Source organism: Thiomonas sp. FB-6 (assembly GCF_000377645.1).
Lineage (GTDB): Bacteria > Pseudomonadota > Gammaproteobacteria > Burkholderiales > Burkholderiaceae_C > Thiomonas_A.
In genome coordinates, this window is record NZ_KB898471.1 from 591,197 (window position 1) to 608,101 (window position 16,905).

At 67.3% G+C, this 16,905-nt stretch carries 25 protein-coding genes and 1 pseudogene; 14 read left to right on the plus strand and 12 right to left on the minus strand.

Features of this window, described 5'->3' with window-relative positions:
• Positions 1-112 precede the first annotated feature (112 nt).
• Together D466_RS0102750 and D466_RS0102755 are read right to left on the minus strand one after the other, a co-directional pair.
• Positions 113-1,288, minus strand: a complete 1,176-nt coding sequence (locus D466_RS0102750; protein WP_018912169.1) for a UxaA family hydrolase — start codon at positions 1,286-1,288, stop codon at positions 113-115.
• Between the two features lie 34 nt (positions 1,289-1,322).
• A complete protein-coding gene (locus D466_RS0102755; RefSeq protein ID WP_018912170.1) occupies positions 1,323-1,604 on the minus strand; it encodes a UxaA family hydrolase in 282 nt (93 codons plus the stop codon).
• A gap of 207 nt (positions 1,605-1,811) precedes the next feature.
• Here D466_RS0102755 and D466_RS0102760 point away from each other — a divergent pair, with 207 nt between their 5' ends.
• Positions 1,812-2,564: a GntR family transcriptional regulator gene (locus tag D466_RS0102760; protein ID WP_018912171.1), complete on the plus strand. Its 753-nt coding sequence runs from the start codon at positions 1,812-1,814 to the stop codon at positions 2,562-2,564.
• Positions 2,565-2,584: 20 nt separating this feature from the next.
• On the opposite strand, the gene D466_RS0102765 is transcribed toward D466_RS0102760, so the two are convergent.
• Positions 2,585-3,532 (minus strand): TauD/TfdA family dioxygenase, encoded by a 948-nt coding sequence (locus D466_RS0102765; protein ID WP_156003917.1) that lies wholly within the window; start codon positions 3,530-3,532, stop codon positions 2,585-2,587.
• A gap of 313 nt (positions 3,533-3,845) precedes the next feature.
• On the opposite strand from D466_RS0102765, the gene D466_RS0102770 reads away from it, so the two are divergent.
• Entirely contained in the window at positions 3,846-4,241 is a 396-nt protein-coding gene (locus tag D466_RS0102770) for a DUF1493 family protein (protein WP_018912173.1), read from the plus strand.
• A 54-nt stretch (positions 4,242-4,295) separates the two neighbouring features.
• Here D466_RS0102770 and D466_RS0102775 read toward each other — a convergent pair whose 3' ends face one another.
• The gene (locus tag D466_RS0102775) at positions 4,296-4,970 is read right to left on the minus strand and encodes a hypothetical protein (protein ID WP_156003919.1); all 675 of its coding nucleotides are present in this window, start codon (positions 4,968-4,970) and stop codon (positions 4,296-4,298) included.
• Positions 4,971-5,416: 446 nt separating this feature from the next.
• On the opposite strand from D466_RS0102775, the gene D466_RS0102780 reads away from it, so the two are divergent.
• Positions 5,417-5,698: a hypothetical protein gene (locus tag D466_RS0102780; RefSeq protein WP_018912175.1), complete on the plus strand. Its 282-nt coding sequence runs from the start codon at positions 5,417-5,419 to the stop codon at positions 5,696-5,698.
• Between the two features lie 159 nt (positions 5,699-5,857).
• Here the strand turns inward: D466_RS0102780 and D466_RS0102785 are convergent, their stop codons facing one another.
• From D466_RS0102785 to D466_RS0102805, 5 genes are all read right to left on the minus strand, one after another.
• Entirely contained in the window at positions 5,858-6,637 is a 780-nt protein-coding gene (locus tag D466_RS0102785) for an SDR family oxidoreductase (protein WP_018912176.1), read from the minus strand.
• A gap of 132 nt (positions 6,638-6,769) precedes the next feature.
• On the minus strand, positions 6,770-7,486 hold the full coding sequence (locus D466_RS0102790; protein ID WP_018912177.1) for a pseudouridine synthase: 717 nt from the start codon (positions 7,484-7,486) through the stop codon (positions 6,770-6,772).
• 31 nt (positions 7,487-7,517) lie between these two features.
• The gene (locus tag D466_RS24935; RefSeq protein ID WP_018912178.1) at positions 7,518-7,652 is read right to left on the minus strand and encodes a hypothetical protein; all 135 of its coding nucleotides are present in this window, start codon (positions 7,650-7,652) and stop codon (positions 7,518-7,520) included.
• Between the two features lie 113 nt (positions 7,653-7,765).
• Positions 7,766-8,152, minus strand: coding sequence for a hypothetical protein (locus D466_RS24655; protein ID WP_018912179.1), 387 nt, complete (start codon positions 8,150-8,152; stop codon positions 7,766-7,768).
• Positions 8,153-8,246: 94 nt separating this feature from the next.
• Positions 8,247-8,459 carry a cold-shock protein gene (locus D466_RS0102805; protein WP_018912180.1) on the minus strand — a complete coding sequence of 71 codons (213 nt, stop codon included), beginning with the start codon at positions 8,457-8,459 and terminating at the stop codon, positions 8,247-8,249.
• A gap of 303 nt (positions 8,460-8,762) precedes the next feature.
• On the opposite strand from D466_RS0102805, the gene D466_RS0102810 reads away from it, so the two are divergent.
• Positions 8,763-9,203 (plus strand): TraR/DksA C4-type zinc finger protein, encoded by a 441-nt coding sequence (locus tag D466_RS0102810; protein WP_018912181.1) that lies wholly within the window; start codon positions 8,763-8,765, stop codon positions 9,201-9,203.
• A gap of 66 nt (positions 9,204-9,269) precedes the next feature.
• Complete coding sequence (locus tag D466_RS0102815; RefSeq protein WP_038165083.1) at positions 9,270-9,617, plus strand: hypothetical protein; 348 nt, start codon at positions 9,270-9,272, stop codon at positions 9,615-9,617.
• Between the two features lie 79 nt (positions 9,618-9,696).
• Here the strand turns inward: D466_RS0102815 and D466_RS0102820 are convergent, their stop codons facing one another.
• On the minus strand, positions 9,697-10,872 hold the full coding sequence (locus D466_RS0102820; RefSeq protein WP_018912183.1) for an FAD-dependent oxidoreductase: 1,176 nt from the start codon (positions 10,870-10,872) through the stop codon (positions 9,697-9,699).
• A gap of 531 nt (positions 10,873-11,403) precedes the next feature.
• Here D466_RS0102820 and D466_RS0102825 point away from each other — a divergent pair.
• From D466_RS0102825 to D466_RS24390, 7 genes are all read left to right on the plus strand, one after another.
• The gene (locus D466_RS0102825; protein WP_018912184.1) at positions 11,404-11,616 is read left to right on the plus strand and encodes a cold-shock protein; all 213 of its coding nucleotides are present in this window, start codon (positions 11,404-11,406) and stop codon (positions 11,614-11,616) included.
• A 301-nt stretch (positions 11,617-11,917) separates the two neighbouring features.
• On the plus strand, positions 11,918-12,256 hold the full coding sequence (locus tag D466_RS0102830) for a hypothetical protein (RefSeq protein WP_018912185.1): 339 nt from the start codon (positions 11,918-11,920) through the stop codon (positions 12,254-12,256).
• A gap of 504 nt (positions 12,257-12,760) precedes the next feature.
• A complete protein-coding gene (locus tag D466_RS0102835; protein ID WP_018912186.1) occupies positions 12,761-13,009 on the plus strand; it encodes a DUF6364 family protein in 249 nt (82 codons plus the stop codon).
• Positions 12,999-13,433, plus strand: coding sequence for a TA system VapC family ribonuclease toxin (locus D466_RS0102840; RefSeq protein WP_018912187.1), 435 nt, complete (start codon positions 12,999-13,001; stop codon positions 13,431-13,433). Before D466_RS0102835 ends, D466_RS0102840 begins: the two co-directional genes overlap by 11 nt.
• Positions 13,434-13,559: 126 nt before the next feature.
• Positions 13,560-13,817 carry an Arc family DNA-binding protein gene (locus D466_RS0102845; RefSeq protein WP_018912188.1) on the plus strand — a complete coding sequence of 86 codons (258 nt, stop codon included), beginning with the start codon at positions 13,560-13,562 and terminating at the stop codon, positions 13,815-13,817.
• A complete protein-coding gene (locus D466_RS0102850) occupies positions 13,814-14,233 on the plus strand; it encodes a type II toxin-antitoxin system VapC family toxin (protein WP_018912189.1) in 420 nt (139 codons plus the stop codon). Before D466_RS0102845 ends, D466_RS0102850 begins: the two co-directional genes overlap by 4 nt.
• A 170-nt stretch (positions 14,234-14,403) precedes the next feature.
• Positions 14,404-14,550 (plus strand): hypothetical protein, encoded by a 147-nt coding sequence (locus D466_RS24390; protein ID WP_018912190.1) that lies wholly within the window; start codon positions 14,404-14,406, stop codon positions 14,548-14,550.
• A gap of 210 nt (positions 14,551-14,760) precedes the next feature.
• Here D466_RS24390 and D466_RS0102860 read toward each other — a convergent pair whose 3' ends face one another.
• A complete protein-coding gene (locus tag D466_RS0102860; protein ID WP_026284818.1) occupies positions 14,761-15,084 on the minus strand; it encodes a type II toxin-antitoxin system RelE/ParE family toxin in 324 nt (107 codons plus the stop codon).
• Entirely contained in the window at positions 15,084-15,350 is a 267-nt protein-coding gene (locus D466_RS0102865; RefSeq protein WP_026284819.1) for a type II toxin-antitoxin system ParD family antitoxin, read from the minus strand. The genes D466_RS0102860 and D466_RS0102865 overlap by 1 nt, the downstream gene beginning before the upstream one ends.
• Before the next feature lie 139 nt (positions 15,351-15,489).
• Between D466_RS0102865 and D466_RS20345 the strand changes: the two are divergent.
• Positions 15,490-15,669: pseudogene (locus D466_RS20345) on the plus strand (transposase); the annotation flags it as partial.
• 560 nt (positions 15,670-16,229) lie between these two features.
• Entirely contained in the window at positions 16,230-16,904 is a 675-nt protein-coding gene (locus D466_RS23790) for a hypothetical protein (protein WP_156003921.1), read from the plus strand.
• Position 16,905 lies beyond the last annotated feature (1 nt).

Here is a 16,905-nt window from a genome sequence, read left to right on the forward strand (position 1 = left end):
AAGGCGAAGATAGGGACGGCGTGGTCGCCGCCTCCTGGTACATGCCGGGCCGTTTCGCCGGCGGCCCCCGCGCCGGCCCACGGGGGCCGGCGCAACGCAATCATGGCGCCGATCAGGCGCTTTCGTACAGCCGGGTCAACACGAATTCGCGGTGGCCCAGAGCCTCGGCCGAACTCAGGCGGCCGTTGGCGGTGCGCAGCATGCTTTCCAGCAGCTTGTCGCCGGCCTGGTCCAGGTTGATCTCGCGCTGCAGCAGCCCGCTGACGTCCACGTCGATGTGCTCGCTCATCAGGCGCACGGTACGCGGGTTGGCACAGATCTTGATCACCGGCAGGATCGGGTTGCCGATCACGTTGCCCTGCCCGGTCGGGAAGAAGTGCACCACGTAGCCCGAGGCCGCGCACAGCGTGACCATCTCGGCCGCGGCGGAGGAGGAATCCATGAACCACAGGCCAGGGTGGGTGGGCGCCTCCGCCTTGTCCAGCACGCCGTCGACCACGCACTTCTTGCCGATCTTCTGGATGTTGCCCAGCGCCTTTTCCTCGATGGTGGTCAGGCCCCCGGCGATGTTGCCCTTGGTCGGCTGGCTCTCCGACAGGTCGGTGGTCTTGTGCCGGTTGATCATGTCCTGGTAACGGTTGAACATGAACATGAAGCGTTCGCGCACCGCGTCGTTGGCGCAGCGCGCCGCCACGATGCTCTCGCCGCCGGTGATCTCGGAGGTCTCGCCGAACACCAGCGTGCTGCCCAGGCCGTAGAGCTTGTCGAAGGCGTTGCCCACGCTGGGGTTGGAGCCGCAGCCCGAGGTGGTGTCGCTCTCGCCGCACTTGGTCGACACCCACAGCTCGTGGATCGGGCAGGCCTCGCGCTGCTTCTCGCTGGCCCACTGCACGAATTCCTTGGCCGCCTTGCTGGCGCGCTGGATGGTGTCGTGGTCGCCGTGGCCCTCGATGCCGAAACCCACCACCGGCTTGCCGGTGGCCTGGATGCCCTGGACCACCTTCTGGGTCCAGCCGTCCTCGATGCCGATCACCACCACCGCCGCGACGTTGGGGTTGCAGCCGGTGCCGATGAGGGTGCGGAAGTGCAGTTCGAGGTCCTCGCCGAATTGCAGCCGCCCGTAGGGGTGCGGGATGGCCAGCGCGCCCTTGATGTTGTGGGCCACGGCCTCGGCCGCCGCGTTGGACAGGTCGTCCAGCGGCAGGATGATGACGTGATTGCGTACCCCGACGCGGCCGTTCTCGCGGCGATAGCCGAGGAAAGTGGTGTCTTTGGAAATGACGGACATGGAAGGTCTCCGGGACGTTTGCGAAGCAGGCGGCTTACCAGCGCTTGGTCTTGATGTTCTGCACGTGGGCGTGCTCGCCGGCGCGGATCGGCGCGACCACCTTGCCGATGTCCACCGCGTATTTCCAGACCGTGTCGCCGGGCGCCATGTCCTTGAGCGCGACCTTGTGGCCGATCGGGATGTCCTGAACGGCCTTCACGCTGGTCATGCGATCCTCGTCCATGATCCAGCCACTGAGTTCCATGCCCGCCTTGACGCCCTCGACGACGACGACGGCCACGGAATCCTTTGCATCGTGCAGCACGAAGTGAATCATTTTTGTCCTCCGGGTGGGATCAACCGCGGCGTGCTCGTGCCGATCCGCGGTCGTCAGGTCGCAGCATAGGCATCCAGATCATCTAGGTCAACTAGATGACATGGATGACTTCCCGGGTAGAATGCGAAGCATGGATTTCGGGACGCCCGCTCGGGCCCCCGGCGCTGTGCCACCCCTTCGCGAGCTGCCTGCCTCCTTCTGCCCGTCATGAGCGACACCCTCTCCGCTGGTCAGGCCCTCGGCAACCACCTGTACAAGGAGGTCAAGCACAAGATGCTCGAGTCGCTGCGCACCGGCGAGTGGAAGCCCGGGGAGGTGATCCCCTCCGAGAAGAAGCTCGGCGAACGCTTCGCCGTGAGCATCGGCACGGTGCGCAAGGCGGTCGACGAGCTCAGCGCCGAGAACGTGCTGATCCGCCAGCAGGGGCGCGGAACCTTCGTCGCCTCGCACGGGCGCGGGAAGTACTTCTTTTCCTTTTTCCACATCGTGCGCCAGGACGGGCTGCGCGAATTTCCCAGCGTGGAGCTCATCGATTTCACGCGCGCCCAGGCCGACGCGCCCACCGCGGCCGCGCTGGAAATCGACCCCGGCGACAAGGTGTGGCGCTATACCAATCGGCTGAGTCTGCAGGACCACGCGGTGATCCTGGACGAGATCACCGTGCCGGTGGAGCTGTTCCCGCGCCTGAGCGAACGCGTGCTGCGCGAACGCCGAAGCACGGTCTACCAGCTATACCAGGAACACGCGGGGGTCAACGTGATCCACACCCGCGAACGCGTGCGCGCGACCAAGGCGGACGCGGCCCGCGCACGCCTGCTGCAGGTATCCCCGGGGCACCCGCTGCTGCTGCTCGTGCGCATCGCGCGCTCCTTCAAGGAGCGCGCCGTGGAACTGCGCCACTCCTACGTCAACACCGACCGCCACGAATACGCGGTCGACCTGCTGGGCGACGGCGGCTAGAAGCCCAGGAGCGCACGCGCCTAGCGTCCGGGCGGACGCAGCGCGCGCTCGGCGCTGAACATGCCCGGCGCCGGGCTGCCGGCGAAATTGCCCAGCGCAATCAGCGACTGGCGCCAGTACACGCGCAAGGCTCGCCATGCCCCCTGGGGGGCGCGCCAGGCATGCAGCACGCGGTGGTTGCGCAGGAACAGCACGTCGCCGGGCTGCAGCTGCAGCCACACCGCACGGCGGCGCGCGGCCGCGTCGATCTCCTGCAGCACCCGCAGGGCCGCGGCGTCGCCGGCACGCGCGGGACGCGTGCCGGCGAGATCCACGGCGGCCAGCACCCCGTCGTCCAGCTTGCGCACCAGGCTGCGCGCCTCGCTGCTGAGCGCGCAGGACGGCCCCAGCGACGCGCCCACGTCGTGGCAAAAGCGCTCCTGTTGCGCGCACTCGCGCAATGCCGGAGGCAGCGCGTCGAACAGTTCAGCAGCGTCGACCACGCCGACGCCGCCGCGCACGCGGTTCGCGCAACAGCTCAGCGACACGAGTTCCGGCTGGAAGGCCGGACGAAACGCGGCCAGCTCCGTGTGGAAGCTGCCCTCTCCCGCGCCCTGCGCGCCGGCCCCCGCGCGGCCTCCAGGCTCCACCGGCTGGAACACCCCCGGGCCCTGCTCGAGCAGGCCGTAGGCCTGGCCGGCGCCCAGCCAGTGCGCGGCCACGCTGGTCAGCACGCAACGATGGAACTCCAGGGCCGGCCAGGCGTCCGGATCGAAGCGCACCAGGCAGGCGCGCTGCGCGAGTTCGGGACGCGGCGCCACCGCCAGTTCGCGGACCGCCTCGCGCGCGGCCTGCTGCACGGCGCGCAGCGGCACCGGATGCGCGGCCAGCGCTTGCGGTGCGACACGCGCGGCGTCCAGGGCGCGACGCAGCAATTCGGCACCCACTTCCAACGTGGGAACGCTCAACGAGCAGGACACGGAAGACATCGCCACCTCGGGACCGGATCAGGGAAAAAGAGCAATATTCGCACTCCCAACCAACCATTTTCAAAAAATGGTAATACAGCCCATTCGGCAAAACCTGTTAATCGCCCATGATTCTCGATCGCTTCGCAGCCACTCGTGTGAATCGAAGCACTGCCCGGCCCTGCATTTGCTCGCACCAGAAGGTCGGAAGCCCTGGTCAACAAAGGACTTTTCCAAGAATTTCGGAAATTTCCGAGGATTCCACAATAACTCTCGGGTCAAGGTTTTCTACTAAGCTGCAAATCCTGACGACCGGGCCCATGCGAGACTTCCGATGCACGACTCCCTGTGGAATGAGATTGCCGCGTTCCTGTGCCGCCATGTGGTGATTCCGCGCGGCCACCAGCTCGGCCCCGACTCCCGGCTGCTGCGGGATCTGCGCCTGAGCAGCGCGGAGGCGCGCGAGCTGATGGAGCGCTATTTCGCCTTCTTCCGCGTACGCGCCGAAGGCTTCGACCCCGCGCGCGCCCTGCCGCGGCCCAGGCGCCGCTGGCCCTGGGCGAAGCGCCCCGCGGCGGCCGACGCCGACGTCAGCGCCTCGATGCTGCTGAGCGCGGCACGCCAGGGCCGCTGGCCCGCCCCGCAGGCCCGTCGGGCCGAAGCGGCTCGCTCCGTGTCGGCGCCGGCGCCAGGGCGGCAGGCGCGCCCCCACGGCTCGCACGGAGCCTGAGGGCCCGCCTGGGCCCGCGATCACGCCATCGAGGCTGGCTGCGCCACCGAAGGCTCAGCGCAGGGGCGGTGTCCACCGCAGAAGCTGCCGGCCGGCCACGGTGCTCGAGCTCGCCTGCGGCATCATCCGGCGCAAGCCCGCGGCCAGCGCGGCGCTCTCGGCATCGCTCACCAGCAGCCCGCGCGCCGCCGCGGCGATCTGCCGCAACCGGGCATCGCTCCAGGGCCCCGGGGGGATCTGGCGCACCTGCCAGCCGGTCAGGAACTGCACCATCATCGGCCGCTGGCACAACACCACGCCCTCCACCGCGGGTACGCTGACCGGGCGGATGTTCTGATAGACCAGCAGCGTATTCATGGGCCAGTCCGGTGACCTGGATTGACGCCAGGCATGCCAGGCTGCGTCCCCCTTCCCGACGGCTCTCCCCAGGGAGAGCACCAACAGGACCACGAACGGCACGGCCAGTACGGTGCGCTCCAAGGCACCGTGGCGCGGCGAGCGCACATTCGCCACGAGTGCCGCGCAGATGGCCACGCCGAGCAGGAACACCGCCGGGCTCATCAGGCGCGTATCCAGTCGATCGAAATGCACCAGCGTGCGCAGCACCACCATGCCCGCCGCGTAGACCAACGCCAGCACCAGCGCCAGGCGCGCCAGCCAGGCGGCCGGATCGGCGCGCTCGCCGGCGTCCGCGCGGGGCGCGCCGCGCACGCGACCTAGAAGCGCCACGCCCCCCCACGACCAGCGCCGCCACCACGGCCAGCACGAACACCGCCGTCCATGGCGATGCCACGGCGAAGGCCGAGGCCGCGGCCAGCACCGCGTCGCTCAGGTTGGCCGCCAGGCCGCGGCCCGACATCGCGCGCGCCGCGCCGGTGAGCTGCTGGCTCTGCGACAGGTTGTGCAGCAACAGCGGCGCGAACAGCACCGCGACGGCCAGGGGCGTGAGCAGCGCCAGGCTCCGGCGGCGTGCGCGGGACTCCAGCGGCGCCATCCACAGCGCGAGCATCAGGCCCGGAACCAGCAGGGCCATGGCGTAGCGCGCATAGATCGCCAGCGCGCACGACACCACGCCCAGTCCCCAGCGCCGCCAGGCGTTGGATGCGTCGATTCCCGCCAGCGACCACAACATCGAGGCCGCCAGCGCCAGCGCCAGCACCTCGCTCCACACATAGGTGGCGTCCACCAGCAGGGGCAGCGACAAGGCGCAGGCCCATGCGAGCAGCACCGCGGCCAGCGCGTTCACGCGCAGCGTGGTGGCGAACATCAGGAACACCACCGCCCCCAGCGTGCCCAGCGCGGCGGCCTGGATCCAGATCGGCGACAGGCCCGTGGCCAGCAGCAGCGGGAACAAGGGCGGCCAGGTCGTGAAGGAAGCGCTCGCCTTCCCGAACAAGGCGAAGGTGGGCATGCTCAGGCCCTTGCCGGCGGCGATCTGGCCGGCCACCGTCAGGTAGGCGATCGAGTCCGGGGAGATGGCCAGCCGGCCCGCGGCGGGCAGGCTCAGCACGATCACCGCCGGCAGCAGCAGCGCCAGCGCGGCGCCCAGGATCATGGAATCGATCGAAGCAGCTCGGGGCGTTGCGCGCATGCGTGGGCCTGGCGTGGGGGAAAGCTCAGAGCGTACCGGGAAAGGCCCCGCCGTCCAGCAGGAGGTTCTGGCCCGTCACGAAACCCGCAGTGGATGCGCACAGGAAGGCGCAGGCCGCCCCGAATTCCCGCGGATCGCCGAAGCGCCCGGCGGGGTTCTCGGCGGCCCGCCGCGCCAGCACCTCCTCGACCGGGATTCCCTGCGACGCGGCCTGCCCCCTGGCGGTCGCGGCCAGGCGGTCGGTCGCGAAGGGCCCGGGGAGCAGGTTGTTGATGGTGACGTTGCGGCGCACGGTCTTGCGCGCCAGCCCGGCCACGAAACCCGTCAGGCCGCTGCGGGCCCCGTTGGACAGGCCCAGGATGTCGATGGGCGCCTTCACCGCGGCCGAGGTGATGTTGACGACGCGCCCGAAGCCGCGCTCCATCATGCCGTCCACCGTCGCCTTGATCAGCTCGATCGGCGTGAGCATGTTCGCGTCCAGCGCCCGGATCCAGTCCTCCCGGCTCCAGTCCCGGAAGTCGCCCGGCGGCGGGCCGCCGGCATTGTTGACCAGGATGTCGACGGGCCCGGCCGCGGCCAGCGCGGCCTGCCTGCCCTGCGGCGTGGTGATGTCGCCCACCACCTCCCGCACCTCCACGCCGTAGGTGCCGCGGATGTGCGCCGCGGTCTCGGCCAGCGCCTGCGCGCCGCGAGCCGTCACCGTCAGATGCACCCCTTCCGCGGCCAGCGCCAGTGCGCAGGCACGGCCCAGCCCCTTGCTCGATGCGCACACCAGCGCCCTGCGCCCGGCGATCCCCAGATCCATGAACGTTTCCTCGCGAGTCGGCCCGAAGCCGCGAAGGCGAGCGGGCAGGATGGAACAGCACCAGGCCGATAGTACGGATTCCCGCGCCCGGAAGCCGGGCAGCGCGCCGCGCCGGCCCTGCCCTGAGCCGGCTCAGGCGGGCCGGAGCAGCGCGAGCTCGGCCTCGCCCAGGTAGCACCAGCTTCCCTCGGCCAGGCCCAGCGCCTCGAGGCGCAGACCGCCGATGGCCACGCGGCGCAGCGCGGCGCAATGGCTGCCGGCGGCAGCCAGCATGCGCTTGACCTGGTGGTATTTGCCTTGCTCGAGCACGATGGCCAGTTCCCGGGGCGCAAGCTGTTCGCAGCGCAGCGCGGCCAGCGGCTCCGGCTCGTCGTGCAGTCGCACCCCCTGCAGCAGGCTCGCGACCAGGGCGGGCGTGACCGCCTCCTGCGTCGTGGCCACGTACAGCTTGGGCACCTTGCGCCGGGGCGAGGATTGGGCATGGATGAAGGCGCCGTCGTCGGACAGCAGCAGCAGCCCGGTGGTGTCGTGGTCCAGGCGCCCGACCGCCTGCACCCCGCGCAGCCGCAGCGCCTCGGGCAGCAGGCTCAGGACGCCGGGATGGTGGCTGGGCCGGCGCGAGCACTCGTAGTTCGGCGGCTTGTTCAAGGCCAGGTACACATGCTCGCGATACAGCCAGGACTGGCCCGACACCTCGAAACGCAGGCCCGCCGTGTCCACCGGCATGGCCGGGTCGTCCACCAGCGTGCCGGCCACGCGCAGATGGCCGCCCTCGATCAGCTGCCGGCACTGCCTGCGGGTTCCGAAACCCTGCGACTGCAGCACCCGCTCCAGCGCGAGACGGCTCATGGCCCGCGCGGCGAGACGGCTCGACGGGCCGTCAAGACGTCTGGGGAGGAGTGGACTCCGGCGCGGCCGGCGCGGGTTGAAGCTTGCGCTGGGCTTTTTCCGCCTTCTTCTGCTTCTTCTGCTGCTCGCGCTGGCGCTTTTCGAACTGGTAATTGGGCTTGGCCATGGGGCTTCCTTTCCGAGGGTCGGGATCTCACCTGAGCACCGGGAGCGAGGGACTCCTGGGCGGCGAGAACTCGTGTGTGAGGGTGGGCAGGACGACCGCGCACCAGGCGCGGGTCAGTCCCGGGGATTCATCGCGCGGGTTGCCGCCGCGACTGCGCGTGCACATGCCCGTCGAATGTACACCCACCGGCGATTCGTGGTGATCAGCGGCGTGCCGGCCGCGGCCGGCACGGCCCCGGCCGCTCCGGGCGCGGCGAGCCCCAGAAACAAGGCCCGGTTGCGCGCGACATCCCGCTCGAAGGACGCCAGCACGAGGTCCGAGATGTCGGCGTACAACATGGCCGTGCGCGCCGCTTCGGCGTGCTCGTCGAACGAGACCAGCCATTTCGCGCGAGACGCCGCGGACAGGCCTTCGATCAGCGCGGGCACGAGTGCCTCGAGCGCGATCTGGCTGCCCTTGAGTTCGCAGATGCGCTCGGTGGCTTCCTGCAGATTCTTCATGCGAGCGTCCCTCGGCAAAAAAGAAAGCGCGGCAGTGCCGCGCTTTCTTCGGGAGAGGTCGGGGCAAGCCCGACATCCGGCGGTGCGATCTGGATCAGTCCAGGGCTCGAATGTTCGACGCCTGCGGGCCCTTTTGGCCCTGGGTCACCTCGAACTGCACGCGCTGGTTCTCGGTCAGCGTCTTGAAGCCGCTGCCCTGGATTTCCTTGAAATGCGCGAACAGGTCCTTGCCGCCGCCATCAGGAGCGATGAAGCCAAAGCCCTTGCCTTCGTTGAACCACTTCACGGTACCGGTTTCGGTCGTCATGTCGAATTCCTTTCAAAGTTTTCGGATGCAAAAGCGCACCCAGCGAAGAGACGCCAAGAAGATCTTCAAAAGGGTATTCAACTCGGCCGCCGGCAGAACCGGAGCGGGTAGAAAGACCTAAAGGCGAACGGTCTTGTGCATATCAGCCACTCCATGCTACACGAAAACGGCCGCGCGTGCAGCGCTCGGCGAAAACGCATCTCCGGCGCACCGCCTCGGCCCCGCCGCTCCTGACGCTATCGCTGCCTTCAAAAGTAGCGCATGATGAAGGAAGGGAACCCCCCGTTTCCACGGAGATGTGCCATGAATGGAACCTGGGAATCAGCGCTGCCGGTTGGCGCGCTGACGATCGGCATGCCGGTCAGGGAGTACATGTGCGAGGACCAGCTTGCGTTCTTCCGCGGAATCCTCGAGCGCGAACGCGAGGTGCTGCTGAACGCGGCGCAGTCCACCGCCTCGGAACTCAAGGAAATCGAGGCAACGCCGGACCCCTCGGACCGTGCTTCGCTGGAAGAGGACCACGCGCTGGAGTTGCGCATTCGCGGCCGTGAACTGGGGCAATTGCACGCCATCGAGCAAGCCCTGCTGCGCATCCGCGACGGAAGCTATGGCTGGTGCGCGGAGAGCGGCGATCCGATCGGCCTCGCCCGCCTCGTCGCGCGACCCACCGCGACCCTGTCCGTTGCAGCCCAGCAGCGCCACGAATCCCAGGACCGGTTCAAACGCGGGGCCCGGCTTCGCTGAACCCGGATGGCCGCCGCGCGCGGCGTGCACAATGGGCTTGCTGTCCCGGTTTTCACCTCCAAGACCATGACGACCCCGATGCACACCGCCCTGCAGGCCTGGGGCCGGGCCGAATTCGCGCCGCTGCTGCGCGACGCCCTGCTGGCCGAGGACGCCCTGTTCGGTCCGCTGCAGAAGGCGATGGCCCACGGCAGCTGCGCGCTGGTCGACCAGGCCACCTTGATGCTGCTGCGCGGGCATGAGACCGCCGAGGCCCTCGAGGTCGAGCTCGGCGTCGGCTATGCCAGCATCATCCCGGGCTGCGCCTGCGAGGGGGACCCGACGCCGATGAGCGAACTGCCGGAGTACGCGAGGCTGCGGGTGCGCATCGACCGCGCCAGCGGCAGCGCCACGGTCACGCCGGTGCCCGATTGAGCTTCGGGCGCTGCCCGCGCAGCGCCCGGACATGCGCATCGCCGGCGGCGCTCGACGAACTCGATCTGGCCCGGGCGGCTCAGCTGCAGGGCTCGGTAGCGGGGCTTCCTGGCGCGGCCTCCGCGACAGGCCCCAGGGCGGCCGCCGCCTCCAGCGCGCCGCGGGCGGCGGCGTCCACCGCACCCGCGAGATAGCCCGGAAACGCCCGCGACCATTCGCTGCCGATGCCCCTCAGGCACGCGCTCCAAGGGCCGCTGGCCGGGCGGCATGGCGGAGCTTCGGCGTGGTGGCCGCCGGCGTCCTGGTCCTCGGCGGTGGCGGTCAGCGGATCGGCGGCCCAGTCCTTCAGCGCATCCGCCACCACCGACGCGGCGCGTTCGCCGAACAGGCGCGCGAGCTGCGCACGGCAATGCGCGCGCAGCAGCTCCTCGGGCACACCTCGCCGCACCCGCGCGGGCACGCCGAGGAAGCCGAACAATGCGGCGTGTCCGCCGGGCATGGAGACGTCGTGGATTTCCACCATCGGCCCATGCGCGCTTTGCGCGGCGCCGGACAGGCCCTGCTCGCGCCAGAACGGGGTTTCGTAGACGGCCACGTACTTGGCGTGCGGCGCCATCCAGGTCGGCGTGGCGAGCCAGCTGCGCGCGAGTTCCGGGGGCAGCGCAGGCTGGAACTCCAAGCGGGCCGCCGCCAGGCGCGGCGGCAGGGCCAACAGCACCTGCGCGGCACGCCAGGTCATGGTGCGTCCGTCGGCGTGTTCGATGTCGAGTTCGACCTGCGAGCCCGCGTGACGCAGTCGACGCACCGTGTGGGCCGGCAGAACGCGCCCGGGGTCGAGCCGGCCGCGCAGCGCCGCGATCAGGGCGCCGGTACCTCCGAGCAGGCGCATGGACGCAGGCGAACTGGCGTATCCCCGCATGCGCCGCGGCGCCTCGTGGGGCGAGCGCTCCACCAGCATGTCGCCGGCTTCGAAGGACTCGAAGCGCCGCAGGGCGAGTGCGTCCACCAGTTGGTCGAGCTGGGGCTGGTAGTCGGGCCAGAACCAGGTCGGGCCCAGGTCGAAGCGGTCGAGCGCGGGGACGCTGTCGTCCGCCACGCAGCCGCCTGCATCCACCGACTGGATGCGCCCGCCGAGTACGTCGCGCGCCTCGAACAACACGAAGTCATCCACCCCCTGCTGCTGCAGCAGCCGCGCCGCCACGAGTCCGCTGAGGCCGCCGCCGACAATGGCGACGCGGATGCTTGGAAGGGGCATGGGCAGGTCGTCGGGGACAGGGGTAGCCGGGTATCGTAGACGCCGAAACAGCCTGACCAAGCCGCCGGCCCCGTCAGCGGGGACATGGCGGCGCCACCGTGCTACTTCTTCTTGCGTCGGTCCGGCACGAGCGGAGCAGGCGGGCGCACGACAGCATCGCTCCCAGTTCCCGGGGCTTTGGGCGCCGAATGATCCTTCTTCGGCTTCTTGGCTTCTCGGTTGCCGCGTTGCATTCCCTTGGGCATGGTGCTGCGCCTCCAGTCAATGTCTGCGAGGGGCAGCCACTTTGCCGAGTGTACGCCTGCAGCGGTGGTGGGGATGGCGAACGCCCGAACGACGCGCCTGTGCGTGTTCCGCGCAATTCGCTTACACTCGGACGGCTGACATGCACAAGACCATCCGCTCCTAGGTCTTTCTTCCCGCTCCAGCAGCATGCTGGCGGTCGAGTCGAATCCCCTTCTGAAGATCTTCTTTGCGTCTCTTCGCCAGGCGCGCTCTTGCGCCCGGCAACTTCTAAAGGAATTCGATAATATGACGACCGAAACCGGTACCGTGAAATGGTTCAACGAAGGCAAGGGCTTTGGCTTCATCGCGCCTGATGGCGGTGGCAAGGACCTCTTCGCCCACTTCAAGGAAATTCAGGGCAGCGGCTTCAAGACCTTGGCCGAGAACCAGCGCGTTGAATTCGAGGTGGCCCAAGGCCAGAAGGGCCCGCAGGCTACCAGGATCCGGACTCTGGGCTGATTCGCCGTAGAAATGGCGGTGGCCGGGCTCGCCCTGCCATCCGTCGATCAAAGCGCGGCCTTGCCGCGCTTTTTTTCTACTGGGGGCCCCGACCGTGCGGAGCCTGCAAGAACCAGTTCGACAAAGCGCCACCACGAACATCGGAACACGCAAACGTGCGCGCGTCGACTTGAAAACAGCGTAGTCTGACGCTGTTTCCTTCGCCCAGGCAGAGGCAGGGCGAAGAATTCGCAGTATTGCGTGACCAGGCCGGCGCTCCGAGAGGGAATGGACCGCATGCCGCGCGACCAGGGGAACTGCCGTGAGCGTGTATGCAAGCAATCCGCACTACCTCAGCGAAGCCTCCACGAGGCTAATCGGGCTTCTTCCGCGCAAGGGCAAGTTGCCGGATTGGTTCACTCGGTCGATCGACGTCCAGCGCTACGCGCGCGGTGGTGACGGGCGCATCTACGCGCTTCTGAACATCGAGCTGACTCGCTCATGGGCGGACGTGGTCACGGGCACGCTGTTTCGCGCCACGGATGGTGGAAGCTGGTCCAGCATGAGGACCCTCGACCTCGACACCATGGTCAACGTGACCCCTGAAGACGTCGCGCAATGGTCTCTGGCGGCCTTCGAGCGCGGTCGCCGGCGGCATTGAACTCCGGCCCTTGGGCCGCCGAGTACGTCGCGCGACTCGAACAGCACGAAGTCGTGAACGCACGGCAGTAGCAGCAGGGCCGCCACGAGTCCGCTGAGGCCGCCGCCGGCCATGGCGACGGCCGTCGCGACAATGGCGCGATTGGAGAGTTCCTCGGCAGCTCCGCAGGGCACGCGCGTGGGCACCTGAGCCCGGGCGCCCGTTCGATCGTTGTCCGAGGCACGGTGCGATCCTGCACCGCGGACCACGGCGCCACATGGAGCGCCGCGCAAAGGGGTCTGGCCACGCATGTGGCGATGCCATGCGTGATCATTCGGAACCCTCGCATGCTCGCTTTTGTTCAGGAATGCTTGGGGTGCGGTGCGCGACGAAGATGCGAACTGGACAGCCACGCTGCTGCCTTGATCGATCTCGGCGCACTCTGCCGCATTTACCCGGCACACGGCTCAGGACGATGCGATGCGATGGGATGCGATTTCATACAGAAATCTGTACACTGAGCACATGAAGACCACCCTCGACCTCAACGACCAATTGCTGGCCAGCGCAAAGGCACTTGCGGCGCAGCAGCGGACCAGCCTGACCCGCGTGATCGAGGAGGGATTGCAGTTGCGGCTGCGAGCCAGGCCCCCTGGAGAGGCCGGCACCCGCCGCAGGCGCCTGCCGGTCTTCGACGGGCATGGCGGGCTTGTGCCGGGGGTCGAACCGACCAGCAACAAGGCTCTCCTGGCAGCACTCGGCGATGACGCCTGACGTCAACGTTCTGGTTGCAGCCTCGCGCAGCGACCATCCGCATCACCAGGCCGCGCGCGCCTGGCTGGAGCAAGCGCTCGTTTCGGCCGAGAACGGTGGCACACTCACCCTGATGCCCATGGTGCTTGCCAGCTTGTTGCGTCTGGTCACCAGCGCGAGGATCTTCGTGCGACCAACACCGACGGCCGATGCCGTGGCCTTCGTGGACGCGCTGCTTGCATTCCCGGGCGTCGAACTGGCATCGCTGGGACCCGAGTGGGCCAGGTTGCGCCAGTTGTGCCTGGACAAGCAACTCGTCGGCAACGACCTTCCCGACGCCTGGCTGGCGGCTGCGGTGGAGCAACTGGGAGAGCACCTGGTGAGCTTCGACCGCGACTTCAGGAAGCTGTTGTCACGCTCGCGCTTCACACACCTGAAGACCTGAGCGCCAGCGTGGTGCTTTGAAAAACGCCCTGGCCCCGGGAAGGGCGGCCGCCTGCAGCGCCCGCACAGATGACTGCACGGATGTAAAATGCAGTCATTGTTTTTCTGGCAAGGAAAAGTTCAAGCCATGCCGATCCTCACGGTCCGGAACCTCCCGGAAGACGTGCATCGAGCCTTGCGGGCTCGCGCAGCCCAGCACGGACGCAGCACCGAGGCCGAGGTGCGTGACATCCTGGAACAGGCCACGAAGCCCGAGGGGCGCCTGAAGCTCGGGGCGCTCCTGGGGTCGATTGCCCGCGAAGCCGGCGGCTTGACCGACTCGGAAGCGCGACACTTCGATCAGCTGCGCGACCACACGCCTGCCGAGCCGATGAACCTGGAATGATCCTCGTCGATACCAACGTCATTTCCGAGTTGTGGCGCATCTCACCCGACCCGGGTGTTCTGGCGTGGGTGGATGCGCAAGCCATCGAAACCCTCTACCTGTCGGCCGTTACCGTCGCGGAATTGCGCTTCGGCGTGGCAAGCATGCGCCAAGGCCGTCGGCGCACGGTCTATCAGGAGCGTCTGGAACGCGAGGTCCTGCCCGCCTTCACGGGCCGCGTCCTGCCCTTCGATCTCGATGCCTCGCAAGCCTATGCGAGCCTGATGGCTCGCGCCCGACGCGACGGCCAAGCCATCGGCATGGCGGACGGCTACATCGCCGCCACGGCAAGCTCGCGCGCCTTGATGGTCGCCACGCGCGATGTGGCCCCGTACCTGGCGGCCCGCGTCAAGGTGATCAACCCCTGGGAAACCTGAGCCTTGAAGCCCTCCGCCCGGGCGACGCACGGGGCGGGTAGGCGCCGGGTGAGCGGTAGAACCGGGCTTGGTGTTCGAACATCGTGGTGCTCCTGTTGCCCGGCGGGAGCAAGTCCACGCAAAGCGCCGATATCCGGCGCGCCGTGAAGATGGCCAGGGAGATCTGAACCATGAACCTGAAATTCGTCCCCTTCGACATCGTCAGCGAACTCGACTCGGACGAAGCCGTCGCCGAGTACCTGCGCCAGGTGTTCACCGATGCAATTTCCAGCGCCGCAACCCGCCACCTTGCTGCCACAATCCCCACAGCGGCATAGGCTTCGACCGCCGCTGCCACACGCGCCGCGATTTCCTCCCTGGAGCTTTGTCCAACGCCTACCCTCACGCCGAGGATGCGCGAGGCCGTCTGCGCGCACGGGCAGGCATCGGACAAACCTAAACCAAAGCGGGCACTCGACGTCGCGGGTGGCCGCGGCCGCAATGCAGCACACAAAGGTCGCTGACATCAGCGGCATCCTGCGACCACGTTAGCCCTTGTCGTCGCGCTGATCGTCACTCAGGCGACTCTCATAGTCCCGACCGCCGTAGAACACGCCGAGAATGGGCACGACGTCGTCCTCAACCGCGAAGGCGATCACAGTGCGCTTGCGGTAGTGGGTGATTCGCAGTCCCGGGCGCACGTCGTCGCGACAGTTTCCTCGCGCAGGAAACAGGCTCAGGCTCTCGCAATACGCCACGATGGCGTCCGTGTAGCGCGCCGCAACAGCAGGCGAAGCGGCTGAGGCGATGTACCGGTACAAGTCAACGATCTGATCCTGCGCCTCGGGGCTGAAAACGACCCGATGACGCATCATCCTTTCGCTTGTTCCTCGGCCAGGCGCGCACGCACCTGCGCGGGCGTCACTGCGCGACTCGGATCGGCCTTCAGTGCGTCATAGGCCGGACCGACCTGGTCCTGCAGCCATGTCTCGACCGCCCGGTCTCGCGCCAGCAGTGCTCGAAGGCCGTCTCGAATCACTTCGCTCTCGCTGGCGTACTCGCCGGCGCGCACCTTGGTTCTTACCGCTTCCGCCATCTCGTTGGGTAACGTGATGCTCATCTGCTGGGTCGTCCGCATGGCAACTCCGTACATGCAAGTAGGATTCAATCCTACTCGAAAATGCCGTCGGCGACATATCCGCCGGCGACATAGGGTTCAATTTCCCTCTTCCGTTCACTGGGATTGAATGCGCGCATAGCGAGCAGTCAGCGAACTCGACTCGGACGACTTGGTCAAGGCCATGGGCATGAGCGGCGTGTCCAAGAGCCAGGTGTCGCGGCTGTGCGGCGAGCTCGACGAACAGGTCGGCGCCTTCCTCAACCGCCAGATCGAGGGCGACTGGCCCTACCTGTGGATCGACGCCACCTACGTCAAGACCCGCGAAGCCGGCCGTATTGAACCGCCTACGACGCCGAGTCCGACGTCTCGACTTCCCGCATCGTCCCCGAAGCGCGCCTGCGTCTGAATTCCCGTACTGCAGCCGCAGGCGCTGCCACCAAGCTGAGCCTGAAGCCGAGCATCGGAGCTGGGATGGCCAATGGCCGCAAGGCCCAGCACCACCGCGGAGGTAGCTGCCCCCAGCGGACATCGCGCCTCCTCCTGAGCGCCAACGCCCTGGGTCGCCAGATGCTGTAGGCCCTGCGCCATGGATATTCGTGGAGCGCGCCCGACAAAGACCTGTGTTTCCGCCGAACGCCTAAGGTCTTGCCCGCGTGCACCTGCGACTTCCGACATTCTCCGGCACGATAGGTATCCCCACGCGCTTGAAGGCTCATTTCTTCGCCATGCCGCGCCTGAACGTACCGAATGGACACACTGGTCCTCTGCTGTGTACAGCATGCAATTCCGGGGCGGAATCCACACCATTGGGAACCAGAAAAGCAATCGATGATCTCGCCGAGAATCCATCGTTTTAAGAACTCTTGCGCAAAATATTTTTGACAGGATCATTTCCGCATGAACACCACGCAGTATTCCGGAATGGAGCCTGGGATATTCCTTCCGTACCTCCCGTCGAACATCGTCGGCGATGCATTTGCGGTGGAAATACCATCACTTCCATACGGTGCGCGCCCCATCATCGACGAGCGGAACAACGACTGCGTGGGGTTCGTGGAGGAAAGTACGTCAAAAGTCTGGCGAATCTTTGGTCTTTCCGGTGAACTGCTCAGAATCGAGGAGGCGCCGCTAGAACCACCTACCATTGACCCCTATGATTTGATTTTAGTGGCTCCCGCGGCACTGAAATTCGTTCGCGCCGGGTTCGCGCCAATGGTCCGAATTGCCACCGGGCAGGCCAGTGACTTTGCCACAGCGAGGATCACAAGCGACATACTCTCAATGCTACGCAGCAGGGTGCGTGGGCTTTCAGTCCAGCGACTGCAGTTTACCGATAAGACTGCCAATCATATGGCAAACCCAGGTCGATTCGTACCTGTACACATGCTTCATCTGGCGATAAAATATGGTCGTAGGGTGCCCGACCCGCAGAAGATCCCCGGCGTATTTCGTTACGAAATCCGCATGACACGCTTCGTGAGAAGAGGCGATGGCTATGCTCGAGTTCCGAAAACCTTAGAGGTCGTGGTCCGGGAGGCGGATTGGACCATCCTTCATTTCATGTATTACTGAA

Coding starts and splice junctions, on each gene's coding strand:
- D466_RS0102750 (WP_018912169.1), bottom strand. CDS start 1,288: ATGTCCGTCATTTCCAAAGACACCACTTTCCTCGGCTATCGCCGCGAG.
- D466_RS0102755 (WP_018912170.1), bottom strand. CDS start 1,604: ATGATTCACTTCGTGCTGCACGATGCAAAGGATTCCGTGGCCGTCGTC.
- D466_RS0102760 (WP_018912171.1), top strand. CDS start 1,812: ATGAGCGACACCCTCTCCGCTGGTCAGGCCCTCGGCAACCACCTGTAC.
- D466_RS0102765 (WP_156003917.1), bottom strand. CDS start 3,532: ATGTCTTCCGTGTCCTGCTCGTTGAGCGTTCCCACGTTGGAAGTGGGT.
- D466_RS0102770 (WP_018912173.1), top strand. CDS start 3,846: ATGCACGACTCCCTGTGGAATGAGATTGCCGCGTTCCTGTGCCGCCAT.
- D466_RS0102785 (WP_018912176.1), bottom strand. CDS start 6,637: ATGGATCTGGGGATCGCCGGGCGCAGGGCGCTGGTGTGCGCATCGAGC.
- D466_RS0102790 (WP_018912177.1), bottom strand. CDS start 7,486: ATGAGCCGTCTCGCGCTGGAGCGGGTGCTGCAGTCGCAGGGTTTCGGA.
- D466_RS24935 (WP_018912178.1), bottom strand. CDS start 7,652: ATGGCCAAGCCCAATTACCAGTTCGAAAAGCGCCAGCGCGAGCAGCAG.
- D466_RS24655 (WP_018912179.1), bottom strand. CDS start 8,152: ATGAAGAATCTGCAGGAAGCCACCGAGCGCATCTGCGAACTCAAGGGC.
- D466_RS0102805 (WP_018912180.1), bottom strand. CDS start 8,459: ATGACGACCGAAACCGGTACCGTGAAGTGGTTCAACGAAGGCAAGGGC.
- D466_RS0102810 (WP_018912181.1), top strand. CDS start 8,763: ATGAATGGAACCTGGGAATCAGCGCTGCCGGTTGGCGCGCTGACGATC.
- D466_RS0102815 (WP_038165083.1), top strand. CDS start 9,270: ATGACGACCCCGATGCACACCGCCCTGCAGGCCTGGGGCCGGGCCGAA.
- D466_RS0102820 (WP_018912183.1), bottom strand. CDS start 10,872: ATGCCCCTTCCAAGCATCCGCGTCGCCATTGTCGGCGGCGGCCTCAGC.
- D466_RS0102825 (WP_018912184.1), top strand. CDS start 11,404: ATGACGACCGAAACCGGTACCGTGAAATGGTTCAACGAAGGCAAGGGC.
- D466_RS0102835 (WP_018912186.1), top strand. CDS start 12,761: ATGAAGACCACCCTCGACCTCAACGACCAATTGCTGGCCAGCGCAAAG.
- D466_RS0102840 (WP_018912187.1), top strand. CDS start 12,999: ATGACGCCTGACGTCAACGTTCTGGTTGCAGCCTCGCGCAGCGACCAT.
- D466_RS0102845 (WP_018912188.1), top strand. CDS start 13,560: ATGCCGATCCTCACGGTCCGGAACCTCCCGGAAGACGTGCATCGAGCC.
- D466_RS0102850 (WP_018912189.1), top strand. CDS start 13,814: ATGATCCTCGTCGATACCAACGTCATTTCCGAGTTGTGGCGCATCTCA.
- D466_RS24390 (WP_018912190.1), top strand. CDS start 14,404: ATGAACCTGAAATTCGTCCCCTTCGACATCGTCAGCGAACTCGACTCG.
- D466_RS0102860 (WP_026284818.1), bottom strand. CDS start 15,084: ATGCGTCATCGGGTCGTTTTCAGCCCCGAGGCGCAGGATCAGATCGTT.
- D466_RS0102865 (WP_026284819.1), bottom strand. CDS start 15,350: ATGCGGACGACCCAGCAGATGAGCATCACGTTACCCAACGAGATGGCG.
- D466_RS23790 (WP_156003921.1), top strand. CDS start 16,230: ATGAACACCACGCAGTATTCCGGAATGGAGCCTGGGATATTCCTTCCG.